This is a genomic window from Allobosea sp. GW821-FHT03A12, assembly GCF_058986765.1.
On the sequence record NZ_JBYSVZ010000001.1, the window covers coordinates 1,322,695 to 1,336,979 of the forward strand.

Consider the following 14,285-nt stretch of genomic DNA (forward strand, 5'->3'; position numbering starts at 1 on the left):
TCCGGGCGAGAGCAGCCCCATTTCAGCCGGAATCGGTGTGCATCGCACCAAAAAAACGCCGCCCGGAGAATGCCTCCCGGGCGGCGCTTTATTCTTCGGGGTGTTGCTTCAGGCGATCAGCCCGAGCCGCGCCCGATCAACGATGGGTCCGGAACCTGACCTCGTCGTCGATGAAGGTCTTCTCGCCGAAGGGCGCCTCATTCGAGCCGAAGGGCATCTGCGCGGTGAGCTTCCAGGACGCAGGGATGTTCCAGGTCTTGGCGACCTCGGCGTCGACGAGCGGATGGTAGTGCTGGAGGCTCGCGCCGATGCCGGCGTCTGCCAGTGCGGTCCACACCGCCAGCTGCGCCATGCCGGTCGAGTGCTCCGACCAGATCGGGAAGTTGTGCGCGTAGAGCGGGAAATTGGCCTGGAGCGCCTTGACCGGCTCCTGGTCCTCGAAGAACAGCACGGTTCCCGCGCCGCTGGCGAAGCCTTCGATCTTCTTGGCTGTCCCGGCGAAATCGGCTGCAGGCACGATCGCCTGAAGCGCTTCCTTGGCGATGCTCCAGAACTTGTCGCTCTCCCGGCCGAAGAGAATCACGGCGCGCGAGCTCTGCGAGTTGAAGCTGGAGGGGGAGAGGCGGATCGCTTCCCGGATCAGGGCATCGACCTGCGTTTCGGAGATCGGCAGGTTCTTGCCGAGGGCATATTGCGTGCGGCGCTTCTTGAGCTTGTCGAGCATGGCTTCCTCATCTGTGAACGCGTGTGGCGCTGGCAGGCCGATGAAACGGGTTGTTGTCTCGGAGCGCCTCCTTCAGGCGCCCTTCCTGCGAGAGCGGGATTTGATGAGGGAGAGGTAGCGGTTCACTTGCCGCACCAGAATGCCCATATTGGGCACCAATCTGTTGCTCATCCAGGAACGCTTCATGTCCGAGATCGACGATATCAGGAGCTTCGTCGCCGTCGTCGACGCGGGCGGCTTCGGCCGGGCCGCGCATAGCCTCGGCCTGGCGAAATCGATCGTCAGCCGCCGTATTACCCGTTTGGAAGCCGATCTCGGCACGCGCCTGCTCAGCCGGACGACGCGCGGTGTCGCCGCCACCGAGGCGGGGCTGGAGTTCAAGGCGCGTGGCGAGCGCATCCTGTCAGAGCTCGCCGAGGCGCGCGAGGCGGTGGCGCAGCAGTCGGAGGGTGTCGCGGGGCGCTTGCGGCTGTCGATGCCGCTCTCCTTCGGCTACCGGCATCTCGCGCCGGTGCTGGCGGAGCTGGCGCAGCGGTACCCACGGCTGGAACTGGACGTGGAGGCGAGCGACCGCCAGGTCGACCTGATCGGCGAGCGCTTCGATGCTGCGATCCGGATCGGTGCGCTGAAGGACTCCACCCTGGTGGCGCGGCGCATCGCCCCGGTGAAGGCCGCGGTGCTCGCCAGCCCCGACTATCTTGCTCGCTGCGGCCGACCGGAGACGCCGCTCGACCTCGCCCGGCACGAATGCCTGGTCTATTCCGGCAACAGCGTCGTCGACTGGGGCTTCTGCATGGGCCGGCGCTGGGTCTCCGTGCGTCCCTCCGGCCGCTTACGCTCGGACAATGGCGACACGTTGCTGAAATGGGCCGAGGCGGGGCTCGGCATCGTCGTGCTGCCGACCTTCATCGCCAGCGACGCGATCCGCGCCGGGACGGTCGAGCATATCCTCTGGCGCTATCCGATGCGGGAGAGTGCGCTACATGTCGTGCGGCCGCCCGGGCCTTACGTGCCCGGCAAGGTGCGGGTGCTGATCGATCTCATGCTCGAGCACTTCGGCAACACGCCGTCCTGGGATCCCTGCCAGGCGGCTGTCCAGGCGAGGATCGCGGCCGGCGAACTGGCACCGGAGGACTATCCCGCCGACGAGCATCAAATGGCGTGAAGTCGAGCTTCACCCGAATTCGCGTGGCAATGCCGCTGCAAGCCTCCAGTGTTCCGCTGACGACAACGGGAGAATGCCATGCTGCTGGTTGGAATGCTCGACAGCCCCTATGTGCGGCGCGCCGCCATCACCGGAACCTTGCTCGGCCTCGATTTCGAGCATCGCTCGGTCTCGGTGTTCCGGCATATGCCCGAGTTCCGCAAGATCAACCCGCTGATCAAGGCGCCGACGCTGGTCGCCGATGACGGCACCGTGCTCAGCGAATCCCTGCTGATCATCCAGCATTTCGAGGATGTCGCCGGGCGCTCGCTGCGGCCGGCCGACAAGGCGGCGCGGGTCAGGGATCTCAGCCTGACCGGCATCGGCATCGTCGCTGCCGACAAGGCGGTCTCGGTCGAGTACGAACGCAAGCGGCCGGAAGAGAAGCGCTATGACAACTGGCAGGAGCGCATCCTGGCGCAGCTCCACACGGCCTTGGACCTTTTGGATCAGGCCGCCGAGCGCGGTGAGATCGCTGCGGGACCCGAGCCGAGGCCGGGCGACATCGCTGCCGCGATCGCCTGGGGCTTCTGCCGCTTCGTCATTCCGGAGTTCGCCCCCGAGGAGCGCTGGCCGGCGCTGGCGCGTCAGGCTGCGGCTTGCGAGGCACTTCCGGTGTTCAAGGCCTGGCCGATCGACAAGGAATAGGCGGGCGGGATATCCGCAATGAACCGCGCCGTCATTCCGGGGCGGCCCGCAGGGCCGAGCCCGGAACCCAGAACCGATGCGCGTGCCCGCAAAGGGCTCATGAGCCGGTTTGCCTCCCGATCAGGTTCATCGGTTCTGGGTTCCGGGCTCAAGCGCTGCGCGCTTGCCCCGGAATGACGCTCAGTTTTGGACGAAGGTGGTCGGTAGCGCCTTGACCGCCGGGCCGCTGAAGCCGCTGGTGCCGACATCGCTGGGCTCGGCGGCGGAGAAGCCGAGCGAGGCGGCCGGGCTCGCGCCGGCGACCCAGCCTTTGGCATGCGCCTCCGAACCGGCCTTCGCCTTGGCGGTCGCGACCGTGGCACGGCGTGCGGGCGGCGCTTCCGGCGCCGAGACGGCGGCGAAGAGCGAGTCGAGGCCCGCCCGGTCGGCGTTGTATTCGGCGGCGATCGGGGTGCTGCGCGGCCGCGCGGCGATCTGCGTCGTGCCGGCCTGCTCCGGGGCGGCGCCCGGCGGGCGCGGCCGGATCGGCGGCAGGGGATGGTTGACCGCGACCAGCTTCGCGCCGGCAGGGACTACAGGGGCTACGGCATCCTCGGCGTCGTCGTTGAGACGCAGGCCCTCGGTCGACAGGCTCGCCAGCGCCACCGGGCGGGAAGGCGGCAGCGGGGCCGAGACGGCCTTGCCGGTCAGGATGGTTTCAAGCGACGGGCCCGGCAGGTCGGTCGGCCGGCGCGGCGGCAGCGAGGCGAGGATGAGCTTCTGCTCGGATGCGGGCAGCGGCAGGGCCGTCGCCTCTGCGGCCAGGGCGGCGAGCTGCGGCGAGCCGGCCGGCGGGTTCGGCACGGGCGGCGTCAGGCCGCTCGGGCGCGCGACGGGAAGGGCGGTGGCGATCGGGGCGGGCTTCGGCGGCTCAGGCGGTGCAACCTGGGCTGGGGCCAGTGCTGCGACCTGCGTCTCCTCAGGCGGCGGCGCGGGCGGCGCGGTGGTGGTCGCGCGGTTCGACCGCTCGCGCAGCACGGAACGGCCGCTCGGCTCGGGCTGGGCCGGCTGCGCATTGAACACGGCGAAGCGGCCGCCATCGCCGCTGTTGCTGTCGCCGGCATAGGCCATGACGGTCGGCTGCGGCGTCGGCGCGCGACGGGCTGCGGCCGCACGGCCACGAGCCGGGCGGGCGTCGGCTTCCTCGTCGTCGCCGCCGAACAGCGCGGCCCAGAAGCTCTTGCCGCCGCTGCTGGACGCCATGATCGCGCCCTCGTCGTAATCGCCGGCGCCATAGCCCATCACCGAGCCGCCGCTGGAGAGGATCTCGGCCTTGGCGACCTCGTAGCCGCTGAGCGGCTTGCCGTCGGCCGGCAGGTGCACGGTCCGCTCATCGGGGAAGAGGCGGACGAGCTGGTCGCGGGTCATGCGCGGCCAGGAGCGGACGGAGCCGGCGTCGAGATGGACGAAGGGAGTGTGGGCGCCGGGATAGAAGCCGACACCGCCGCGCTGCATCCGCATCGCGACCTCGCGGATGCGGGCGGTGGGGGTGTCCGGCAAATAAAAGTCCATCGCCTTGCCGAGCATGTGCTGGCTGTGCTTGGCGACGCCGCGCGAGCGCCGGCGCAGCATCGAATTGGTGCCGGGCGAGCGATAGGCGGAGACGACGTGGAAGGGCTGGTCGGAGCCGACCTTGCGATGGGCTTCCCAGGCGAGGTCGAACAGGCGCGGATCCATCCGGATCGGCTCGTCGATGCGCCAGTCGCGCAGCGCCCAGTTCAGCTTCTCCAGCGCCGCGGAGTCGTAGCGGCCGTCACGCTTGAAGGTGACGGTCGTCTCCTCCTTGGTGTGCATATGCTTGATCGTGATCGTGCGGGTGTCGCCGTTGGCGACGGCATTCTGCGTGCTGCGTACCCCGAGGACAAGGAAGCTCGCGCTGGCGACCAGCAGGAAGCCGGCATGCGCGCTCAGCCGCAAAGAACGCGGCAGCCGTGCTGCAATCTCGGCTTTCGACCTGCTCACTCTGCCAGACCCGTCTCGAAGCGCCGGGCGAGCCGGAGCGATAAACGTGAAGGAACAGTTGCCGAGAAGGCTTAACGGGAGGTTACCGGCGAGACAACTCCCCGCCGGAATTCGGCAATCAAGATTGCTCGCTACCGGCAGATCGTGGCGAAACCGTGCCGAATGGGACTTTTTTCAGGCCGGAACGGTCAGGACCGCTGTTCGAGCGCGTTCCTGACCAGCCTGTGGAAACCGTAGATATCGTCGAAGGTGGTGACGGCACCGGCCTCGTTTACGACGATGGTCTCATAGACCAAGTGGATCGGCAGGGGCTGCGGCAGCTTGATGGTGCGCTCGCCGGAGCCGATCAGCCGCTTCAGCCGCTCGCTCGTCCACTCCGGCCCGAGCACCTGGTCGGCGAGGGCGAAGGGGTTCTCGACACGCACGCAGCCATGGCTGAAGGCGCGCTTGCCGGCGCCGAACAGGCCGCGGTTGGGCGTGTCGTGCAGATAGACGGCATGGTCGTTCGGGAACATGAACTTGATCCAGCCGAGCGCGTTGCGCTCGCCCGGCGGTTGGCGCACCGAGATGCTGCCGTTCTTGCCGCGGGTCACGACATAGCCGCGCCTGGCGGCGTAGTTCGGATCGTTGGCGAGCCCGGGCAGGAACTCCTTCTTCAGGATCGAGGGCGGCACATACCAGGACGGATTGACGACGACGTGCTCCATCCGGTGCGAGAACACCGGCGTCGCCGATTCCGCCTTGCCGACGATGACACGCGACTCGTAGGCGAGCTTGTCGCCGTGCATGACGCGCATCTTGTATTCGGGGATGTTCACGACGATGCGGTTCTCGCCGAGATCGCTCGGCAGCCAGCGCCAGCGCTCCATCTGGGCGACGATGTCGCTCTCCAGCCGGGTCGAGCGTGGCATGGCGAGGGCGGCGACAGTCTGGTCGCTGAGCACGCCGTCGGCGCGCAGGCCGGCCTGCTTCTGGAAATCTGCCAGAGCCAGCGCGGTCGAGCGGTCATAGACCGGCTCCTCGCTGCTGCCGAGGCCGAGCCGGGCGCGAATCAGCGGCACGCGGGCATCGCGCATGCCGACCTTGAGGGCCGGGCCGGCCGGGATGCGGGCGACCGGTGTCTCCGGCTTGTGGGCACGCAGTTCGGCGAGCTTGGCCTTGAGATGCTGATAGCCCGCGTGCCGGGGATTATAGGCGGCGAGCTCGGCGCCGGCGTCGGCGGCACCGGCGAGTTCGGACAGCACCTCGGTCGCCGAGGGCAGTTCGAGCTTCGGCGTGATCAGCTTGGAGAGGCGGCGCGGGTCGATGCGGCCGCCGCGGGCGTCGCGGGCATAGAGCACGGCGAGCGCCGAAAGCCGGATATCGGCAGCGGCAAGACTATCCTTGTCGCTGCCCTCGAAGACCGGAAGCAGGTAGTCGCCGGCGCGCAGGCCGTCATCGCCGGCGTGGCCGAGCTGCGCGACGATCTGCTTGCCGGTTGCGCCGAGTTCCTTGCCGTCGATCCAGAACGGCCGGTTCTCGTTGGCGGCATAGGCGGCGACGATATCGGCGCGCTCGCGGGCGGAAAGGCGAGGCAGCGCGGCGGCGATCTCGGCCTGCGCCGCGATCCGGCCGGAGAGTTCGAGCCTCGGCGGCATGGTGACCGCAACGTCGGGGATCGGCGGCAGGTCGATCTGCGCCGGCTTGGCCAATTGCGGCTGCGGCGCAGGCTCGATCGGCTTAACCAGGGCCGGATCGACCGGCGGCATCTCCGGCTCGGGCAGGTCGAGCTCAAGCTCTGCCGGGCTGTTGTCCGGCCTGGTCGAGAGCGCGCCGGTGACGATCTCCCTGGTCTCGGCCGCATCGGCCGATTGCGGGCCGGCGGACGGGCGCAGGTCGAGCGTGACCTCCGCGGGAGCGGGGATGTCGAGCTTCTGCGGACCGGTCTCGCTGCTCAGGATGACCAGAGCCGGCTGCTCGGGCAGCGGAACACTGATGTCTCCCGTGGCCTCCTGGGCAGTCGCGGAGGCGAGAAGCAGCGAGAGGCCAAGCGTGGTGGCTGAGACGGTTTCCGCCAGGCGGCGAAGGCGCATCGATAACTTCCCCGGTCCCTGGCCGATCCACGCCGATAACTGCGTGACTCGGCCTGTTTCGACAAGATGCCGCCCTGCAACAGCGGCCGATATTCGCCCTCTGCAACCCGTCCCCTGTGGGTTGCAGACGGTGTTTCGATGCGGTCCGATCAGGCGGCGTCGACGCCGTCGGCGGCGTCCTCGCCCTCGATCAGCCCGTAATCCTTGAGCTTGCGGTAGAGCGTCGAGCGGCCGATGCCGAGCTTGCGCGAGATCTCGGACATGTGGCCGCGGTAATGGGCCAGTGCGAACTTGATGATCTCTCGCTCCAGCTCGTCGAGCGTGCGCATGTCGGAGCCGGCGACGAGGTCGAGCGCATTGGGATCGCGCACCGGCACCTGGATGACGCGCGGCGGCGCCTCGCCGCGCGGCTCGCTGGCGATCGAGGCGGGCGCCGGCGGGATGCGGACATCGAAACCGTCCATCTGCGCGGCGATCTGCGGGAACTCGGCGACGGTGAGCTCGTCGCCATCGGAGAGCACGACGGCGCGGAACATCGCGTTCTCGAGCTGGCGGACATTGCCGGGCCAGTCATAGTCGGCGAGCAGGGTCAACGCCTCGGCGCTGATGCCGCGCAGCTTGCGGCCCTCTTCCGCGGCGAAGCGGGCGAGGAAGCCGCGGGCGAGGTCGGCGACGTCCTCGCGGCGGCGGCGCAGCGGCGGCAGGGTGATCGGGAAGACGTTGAGCCGGTAATACAGGTCCTCGCGGAACTCGCCGCGCTTGACCTGTTCCAGTAGGCTCTTGTTGGTCGCCGAGATGATGCGGATGTCGACGCGCACCGACTTCTTGCCGCCGACCGGATCGACCTCGCTCTCCTGGATGGCGCGCAGCAGCTTGACCTGCGCATCGAGCGGCAGTTCGCCGACCTCGTCGAGGAAGAGGGTGCCGCCATTGGCCTCGACGAATTTGCCGATATGCCGCTCGGTCGCGCCGGTGAAGGCGCCCTTCTCATGGCCGAACAGGATGGATTCGACGAGGTTGTGCGGGATCGCGCCGCAGTTCACCGTGACGAACGGCTTGCCCCTGCGGTCGCTGGAGCCCTGGATGGCGCGGGCCAGCACCTCCTTGCCGACGCCGGATTCGCCCTCGATCAAGATCGGGATATTGGAACGGGCGGCGCGCTCGGCGAGCTGGACGACGCGGCCCATGTCCTGGCTCTTGCTGGCGAGGTCGCGGAAGCCGAGCTGGCCGGAGGCGCGCCGCTTCATGTAGCGGATCTCGTGCTCGAGTGCCCCGAGCTTGAGCGCATTCTTGAGCGAGACCTGCAGGCGCTCGGCGCCGGCCGGCTTGACGACGAAATCGACGGCGCCGGCACGCATCGCCGCGACGACGGTCTCGATCGAGCCGTTGGCGGTCTGCACGATCACCGGCACCTCATTGCCACGCTCGCGCAGCGCCGCGAGCACGCCCATGCCGTCGAGGCCGGGCATGACGAGGTCGAGGATCAGGCAGTCGATGCGCCGCGATTCGTCGACGAGAACCGCCAGCGCCTGCTCGCCGCCCTCCGCCAGCGCGACCTCGTAGCCGAAGCGCTTCAGCATCGCATCGAGCAGCCGGCGCTGGACGGGATCGTCGTCGACGACGAGGATTGTTGCGGACATGAAACCTCGGCAGGCCAGGCGATTAGCCGGAATCGGCTGTTCCGTTTCGGGTCACTGTCGGGGAGAACGGTTAAGCGCCGCTTAAGCCGGCGAAGCCTGCGGGAAATCGGGCGCCTGTGGCAGCGCTGCCGTTGATCGGAAGCGGCAGGCCGCGCATATGAGGGGGCCACAACCGATCCCGACAGGCCGAGGCAGAGACGACATGACCCGCCCCTTCGACCGTCCCGCAATCGCACGCGCCGCCCATGCCGGAGGCACGGCCGAGGCGCTCGGCGCCTTGCCGGAGTGGGATCTGACGCATCTTTACCCGACGATGGATTCGCCGGCCTTCATCGCCGATCTCGAGCGCGCGGCGGTGGAGGCGCGGCGTTTCGCCGAGCTCTATCGCGGCAAGCTCGCAGCGCTCGCCGCGCGTGAGGATGCCAGCGTCGCTCTGGCCGAAGCGGTCAAGGCCTATGAGGGGCTGGAGGATCTGGTCGGCAAGATCATGTCCTATGCCGGCCTGGTCTATTCCGGCGACACCACCGACCCGCAGCGCGCCAAGTTCTATGGCGACACGCAGGACAAGGTCACCGCGATCTCGACCGAGCTCCTGTTCTTCGGGCTCGAACTCAACCGGATCGACGAGGCGCTGCTGGCCAAGGCAGCGGCGCAGGCGCCGCTCAGCCACTGGAAGCCGTGGCTCGAAGACCTCGCCAAGGACAAGCCGCACCAGCTCGAGGACCGGATCGAGGAGCTGTTCCACGAGAAGTCGGTCACCGGCCATGGCGCCTGGAACCGGCTCTTCGACGAGACGATCGCCTCGCTGCGCTTCAAGGTCGGCGGCGACGACCTCACCCTCGAGCTCACGCTGAACCGGCTGCAGGACGCCGACGGCGCGGTGCGCAAGGAGGCGGCGGAGGTGCTCGGCACCGTCTTCCGCCAGCATCTGCGCACCTTCGGCCTGATCACCAACACGCTGGCCAAGGACAAGGAGATCTCCGACCGCTGGCGCAAGTTCGAGGACGTCGCCGATTCCCGGCACATGGCGAACAGGGTCGAGCGCGAGGTCGTCGATGCGCTGGTCGCAGCAGTGCGCGAGGCCTATCCGCGGCTGTCGCACCGCTATTACAAGCTGAAGGCGCGCTGGTTCGGGCAGGAGTCGCTCGACTACTGGGATCGCAATGCGCCGCTGCCCAAGGTCGAGCAGCGCACGATTCCGTGGACCGAAGCGCGCGACACCGTGCTCTCGGCCTATGGTGATTTCTCGGCCGACATGGCGGGGATCGCGCGGCGCTTCTTCGACGAAAGCTGGATCGATGCGCCGGCCCGCCCGGGCAAGGCGCCTGGCGCTTTCGCGCACCCGACCGTGCCGTCGGCGCACCCCTATGTGCTGCTCAACTACCAGGGCAAGCCGCGCGACGTGATGACGCTGGCGCATGAGCTCGGCCATGGCGTGCACCAGGTCCTGGCCGGGCCGAACGGCGCGCTTATGGCGCCGACGCCGCTGACGCTGGCCGAGACGGCGAGCGTGTTCGGGGAGATGCTGACCTTCCGCAAGCTGCTCGACGAGACGCGCGACCAGACGCAGCGCAAGGCGATGCTGGCGGCCAAGGTCGAGGACATGATCAACACGGTCGTGCGCCAGATCGCGTTCTATTCCTTCGAGCGCAAGGTCCACGAGGCGCGCCGGCAGGGCGAGCTGACGGCCGAGAATCTCTGCGATCTCTGGCTCAGCGTGCAGTCGGAGAGCCTGGGGCCGGCGATCCGGCTTGGGCCGGGCTACGAGACCTTCTGGGCCTATATCCCGCACTTCATCCACTCGCCCTTCTATGTCTACGCCTATGCCTTCGGCGACTGCCTGGTGAACTCGCTTTACGGCGTCTACCAGAACTCGGCCTCGGGCTTTCAGGAGCGCTATTTCGCGCTGCTCTCGGCCGGCGGCACCAAGCACCATTCCGAACTGCTGAAGCCGTTCGGCCTCGATGCGCGCGATCCGGCCTTCTGGCAGATCGGGCTCAAGATGATCGAGGGGCTGATCATCGAGCTGGAGGGGATGGAGTAGGGCGAAGGTTGGCGCAGGAGTTCTCTCCCGTGTGGATTCCGCGAAAGGTTGATCGCCTGAGCGCCTCCCTTCCCCCTTTTGGGGAAGGGTTGGGGATGGGGGTGGTTCCGCCTGGTGATGGTTGGCAGGAAGAAGGGCTTGGCAGTTACGACAGCGCCATGGCGATCTTCCGCCCGCTCCGGCTTTGCGACCCCCACCCCTACCCCTCCCCACAAGGGGGAGGGGTTCCTCGCGCCTTCTTCATCTCGGCGGCGCCCGGCCATGCCTGATCATCATGTTTTCGACCGTTCGCTCTATCGCCGCCGCCTCTCGGCTGCGCTCGCTGCCGGCTATCCCGATTTCCTGCTGACGCGTTGCGTCGGCGATCTCGACGAGCGGCTTTCGGCCGTGCTGCGGCGCTTCGAGCGGGCGGCCGATCTCGGCACCCCGCTGCCATTGGCAGGGATGGTGCTGCAGGTGAGGGCGGGCGATCTGCTGCGCATGGCGGAGGTCGCGGATGGCAGCGCGGCTGTCGTCGGTGATCTCGAAACGCTGCCTTTCGCGGCGGAATCACTCGATCTCGCGGCTTCGCTGCTGGCGCTGCACGCGGTCAACGATCTGCCTGGCGCCCTCATCCAGATCAAGCGGGCGCTCAGGCCCGACGGGCTCTTCATCGCTTGCCTGCTCGCCGGCCAGAGCCTGACCGAACTGCGCCAATCATTGCTCGCGGCCGAAGTCGAACTGACCGGCGGCGCGAGCCCTCGTGTCGCGCCCTTCGCCGATCTGCGCGATCTCGGTGGGCTGCTGCAGCGTGCGGGTTTTGCGTTGCCCGTGATCGACAGCGAGAGCGTCACCGTGCGCTATGGCGACATGTTCGGCCTGCTGCGCGATCTGCGCGCCATGGGCTGGGCCAATGCGCTGAGCGAACGCAGCCGCAAGCCGCTGCGGCGGTCCGTGCTGCTGCGGGCAGCCGAGCTCTATGCCGAGCGCTTCGCCGATCCGGACGGGCGCCTGCGCGCGACCTTCGAGATCGTCTGGCTCTCCGGCTGGGCGCCGCATGAGAGCCAGCAGAAACCGCTGCGGCCCGGCTCGGCCAAGGCGCGGCTGGCAGATGCGCTCGGCGTTCCCGAGATCGGCACGGGCGACAAGGCGGGCGGGGAGAAGCCATGAGCGAGAAGCCAGTCAGGCTGGGGCGGGCCGATTTCCGCCTGTTCCGCACGATCCCGACGCGCTGGGCTGACAACGACGTCTTCGGCCACGTCAACAATGTGATCTACTACAACTGGTTCGACACGATGGTGAACGCCTGGCTGATCGAGCAGGGCTTCCTCGACGCGAAGGAGAGCAAGATCGTCGGCCTCGTGGTCGGTACGCGCTGCGACTATTTCGAGAGCGTCGCCTTCCCCGAGATCGTCGAGGGGGCGCTGGCGGTCGAGAAGCTCGGCCGCTCCTCGGTGACCTACCGGATCGGCATCTTCCGGCAGGGCGGGCAGCTCACGGCGGCACAGGGCCTCTTCACCCATGTCTATGTCGAGCGCGATCCGCAGACGCCGGTGCCGATCCCGGCCAAGCTGCGGGCGGCCATGGCGGAGATCGGGGTGGGGTAGGCGTCGCCTGCGATTGTGTCAGCGGCCATTTTCAGGCTATTGCCCCCGCTTGAGATCGAGCCCCTGGCTCGCCCCCTCCGTCAGGAACAGGCCGCGTGATTCCCAACGACATCAAGATCACCCCGCAGCTGGTCGCCGAGCACGGCCTCAAGCCGGACGAATATCAGCGCTTCCTGCACCTGATCGGGCGCGAGCCGTCGATCACCGAGCTCGGCATCGTCTCGGCGATGTGGAACGAGCATTGCTCGTACAAGTCGTCGAAGATCCATCTGAAGACGTTGCCGACCAAGGCGCCCTGGGTGATCCAGGGCCCGGGCGAGAATGCCGGCGTCATCGACATCGGCGACGGGCTCGCCGTGGTCTTCAAGATGGAGAGCCACAACCACCCGTCCTTCATCGAGCCCTATCAGGGCGCGACCACGGGCGTCGGCGGCATCCTGCGCGACGTCTTCACCATGGGCGCGCGGCCGATCGCGGTGCTCGACGCGCTGCGCTTCGGCGACCCGTCGCACCCGAAGACCCGCCATCTGGTCTCTGGCGTCGTCGCCGGCATCGGCGGCTACGGCAATTCCTTCGGCGTGCCCAATGTCGGCGGCGCGACTGGCTTCCATCGCCGCTATGACGGCAACATCCTGGTCAACGCCATGGCGGTCGGCCTCGCCCGGGCTGACGAGATCTTCTACGCCAAGGCCTCGGGCGTCGGTAAGGCGATCGTCTATCTCGGCTCGAAGACCGGCCGTGACGGCATCCATGGCGCGACCATGGCCTCGGCCGCCTTCGACGAGGGCGCCGAGGAGAAGCGCCCGACCGTGCAGGTTGGCGACCCCTTCGCCGAGAAGCTGCTGCTCGAAGCCTGCCTCGAGATCATGGCCGCCGGCCATGTCGACGCGATCCAGGACATGGGCGCCGCCGGCCTGACCTGCTCGGCCGTCGAGATGGGCGCCAAGGGCGATCTCGGCGTCGAGCTCGATCTCAACGCGGTGCCCTGCCGCGAAGCGCAGATGAGCGCCTATGAGATGATGCTCTCGGAGAGCCAGGAGCGCATGCTCATGGTGATCAAGCCGGGCCATGAGGAGCCGGCCGAGGCGATCTTCCGCAAATGGGGCCTCGATTTCGCCGTCGTCGGCAAGACCACCGACACGCTGCGCTTCGTCGTCAAGCATGACGGCGAGACGATGGCCGACCTGCCGATCAAGGAACTCGGCGACGAGGCTCCCGAATATGACCGGCCCTGGGTCGAGACGCCGAAGCGGCCGGTGGTTGAGGCCGCCAGCGTCAAGCCACCGATGTCGAATGCCGAGGCGCTGCTCGCGCTGGTCGGCTCGCCCGACCTCTCGTCGAAGCGCTGGATCTACGAGCAGTACGACACGCTGATCCTCGGCAACTCGGCGGTGACGCCGGGCGGCGATGCCGGCATCGTCCGGATCGAGGATGGGCCGAAGGGCCTCGCCATGACCGCCGACGTGACGCCGCGCTATTGCGAGGCCGATCCGTTCGAGGGTGGCAAGCAGGCGGTGGCCGAAGCCTGGCGCAACCTCACCGCGGTCGGCGCCCTGCCGCTCGCCATCACCGACAATCTCAACTTCGGCAACCCGGAGCGGCCCGAGGTGATGGGCCAGCTCGTCGGCTGCATCCGCGGCATCGGCGAGGCCTGCAGGGCGCTCGACTTCCCGGTCGTTTCCGGCAACGTCTCGCTCTACAACGAGACCAATGGCGTCTCGATCCTGCCGACCCCAACCATTGGCGGCGTCGGCGTGCTCGCCGATGTCACCAAGCACGCGACCGTCGGCTTCAAGGCCGAGGGCGAGGCGATCGTCCTGATCGGCGAGACCAAGGGCTGGCTCGGCCAGAGCGCCTATCTCGCGACGGTCTGCGGCCGCGAGGAAGGCGCGCCGCCGCCGGTCGATCTGGCTGTCGAGCGCCGCAATGGCGAATTCGTGCGCTCGCTGATCACGGCGGGGCGCCTCAGCGCTTGCCATGACCTCTCGGATGGCGGCCTTGCCGTCGCGCTTGCCGAGATGGCGATGGCGAGGGGCATCGGCGCCAAGGTCGAGGCGCTGCCGGCAGGGCCGGCCCATGCCGTGCTGTTCGGCGAGGACCAGGGCCGCTATCTGCTTGCGCTGCCGGCTGGCGCCGCCGAGGCGGTCGTCGCCGAGGCGAAGGCCGCGGGCGTGCCGGCTGAGATCATCGGCAAGACCGGCGGCAGCGAGCTTGCCTTGCCGGGCGAAGCCGCCGTCTCGGTCGCCGCCCTTCGCAAGACCCATGAAAGCTGGCTGCCCGACTACATGGCCGGCAAGGCTGCTTGATCGATTGCGAGGAACACCACCGTCATTGCGAGCGGAGCGAAGCAATCCAGGAGACGTAGA

Annotated in this window: 10 protein-coding genes; 6 read left to right on the plus strand and 4 right to left on the minus strand. The window is 68.2% G+C overall.

Annotated elements, in window-relative coordinates:
• Positions 1 to 136: 136 nt before the first annotated feature.
• Entirely contained in the window at positions 137 to 724 is a 588-nt protein-coding gene (locus tag AC3WLC_RS06230; protein WP_493683050.1) for a nitroreductase family protein, read from the minus strand.
• Between the two features lie 184 nt (positions 725 to 908).
• Here AC3WLC_RS06230 and AC3WLC_RS06235 point away from each other — a divergent pair, with 184 nt between their 5' ends.
• Both AC3WLC_RS06235 and AC3WLC_RS06240 read left to right on the plus strand, forming a co-directional pair.
• Positions 909 to 1,889, plus strand: coding sequence for a LysR family transcriptional regulator (locus tag AC3WLC_RS06235; protein WP_493683051.1), 981 nt, complete (start codon positions 909 to 911; stop codon positions 1,887 to 1,889).
• A gap of 78 nt (positions 1,890 to 1,967) precedes the next feature.
• The gene (locus AC3WLC_RS06240; RefSeq protein WP_493683052.1) at positions 1,968 to 2,576 is read left to right on the plus strand and encodes a glutathione S-transferase family protein; all 609 of its coding nucleotides are present in this window, start codon (positions 1,968 to 1,970) and stop codon (positions 2,574 to 2,576) included.
• 180 nt (positions 2,577 to 2,756) lie between these two features.
• On the opposite strand, the gene AC3WLC_RS06245 is transcribed toward AC3WLC_RS06240, so the two are convergent.
• From AC3WLC_RS06245 to AC3WLC_RS06255, 3 genes are all read right to left on the minus strand, one after another.
• A complete protein-coding gene (locus AC3WLC_RS06245; RefSeq protein ID WP_493683053.1) occupies positions 2,757 to 4,577 on the minus strand; it encodes a peptidoglycan L,D-endopeptidase MepK in 1,821 nt (606 codons plus the stop codon).
• A 188-nt stretch (positions 4,578 to 4,765) separates the two neighbouring features.
• The gene (locus AC3WLC_RS06250) at positions 4,766 to 6,649 is read right to left on the minus strand and encodes a L,D-transpeptidase family protein (RefSeq protein ID WP_493683054.1); all 1,884 of its coding nucleotides are present in this window, start codon (positions 6,647 to 6,649) and stop codon (positions 4,766 to 4,768) included.
• Between the two features lie 149 nt (positions 6,650 to 6,798).
• Positions 6,799 to 8,289 (minus strand): sigma-54-dependent transcriptional regulator, encoded by a 1,491-nt coding sequence (locus AC3WLC_RS06255; protein WP_493683055.1) that lies wholly within the window; start codon positions 8,287 to 8,289, stop codon positions 6,799 to 6,801.
• Positions 8,290 to 8,491: 202 nt separating this feature from the next.
• Here AC3WLC_RS06255 and AC3WLC_RS06260 point away from each other — a divergent pair, with 202 nt between their 5' ends.
• The 4 genes from AC3WLC_RS06260 to purL all read left to right on the plus strand — a co-directional run bounded on the left by AC3WLC_RS06260 (position 8,492) and on the right by purL (position 14,225).
• The gene (locus tag AC3WLC_RS06260) at positions 8,492 to 10,333 is read left to right on the plus strand and encodes a M3 family oligoendopeptidase (protein WP_493683056.1); all 1,842 of its coding nucleotides are present in this window, start codon (positions 8,492 to 8,494) and stop codon (positions 10,331 to 10,333) included.
• Positions 10,334 to 10,594: 261 nt separating this feature from the next.
• Positions 10,595 to 11,482, plus strand: coding sequence for a methyltransferase domain-containing protein (locus tag AC3WLC_RS06265; protein ID WP_493683057.1), 888 nt, complete (start codon positions 10,595 to 10,597; stop codon positions 11,480 to 11,482).
• The gene (locus tag AC3WLC_RS06270) at positions 11,479 to 11,919 is read left to right on the plus strand and encodes an acyl-CoA thioesterase (protein ID WP_493683058.1); all 441 of its coding nucleotides are present in this window, start codon (positions 11,479 to 11,481) and stop codon (positions 11,917 to 11,919) included. The genes AC3WLC_RS06265 and AC3WLC_RS06270 overlap by 4 nt, the downstream gene beginning before the upstream one ends.
• Positions 11,920 to 12,014: 95 nt before the next feature.
• On the plus strand, positions 12,015 to 14,225 hold the full coding sequence (purL, locus tag AC3WLC_RS06275; RefSeq protein ID WP_493683059.1) for a phosphoribosylformylglycinamidine synthase subunit PurL: 2,211 nt from the start codon (positions 12,015 to 12,017) through the stop codon (positions 14,223 to 14,225).
• Positions 14,226 to 14,285: the final 60 nt, after the last annotated feature.

Coding starts and splice junctions, on each gene's coding strand:
- AC3WLC_RS06230 (WP_493683050.1), bottom strand. CDS start 724: ATGCTCGACAAGCTCAAGAAGCGCCGCACGCAATATGCCCTCGGCAAG.
- AC3WLC_RS06235 (WP_493683051.1), top strand. CDS start 909: ATGTCCGAGATCGACGATATCAGGAGCTTCGTCGCCGTCGTCGACGCG.
- AC3WLC_RS06240 (WP_493683052.1), top strand. CDS start 1,968: ATGCTGCTGGTTGGAATGCTCGACAGCCCCTATGTGCGGCGCGCCGCC.
- AC3WLC_RS06250 (WP_493683054.1), bottom strand. CDS start 6,649: ATGCGCCTTCGCCGCCTGGCGGAAACCGTCTCAGCCACCACGCTTGGC.
- AC3WLC_RS06255 (WP_493683055.1), bottom strand. CDS start 8,289: ATGTCCGCAACAATCCTCGTCGTCGACGACGATCCCGTCCAGCGCCGG.
- AC3WLC_RS06260 (WP_493683056.1), top strand. CDS start 8,492: ATGACCCGCCCCTTCGACCGTCCCGCAATCGCACGCGCCGCCCATGCC.
- AC3WLC_RS06265 (WP_493683057.1), top strand. CDS start 10,595: ATGCCTGATCATCATGTTTTCGACCGTTCGCTCTATCGCCGCCGCCTC.
- AC3WLC_RS06270 (WP_493683058.1), top strand. CDS start 11,479: ATGAGCGAGAAGCCAGTCAGGCTGGGGCGGGCCGATTTCCGCCTGTTC.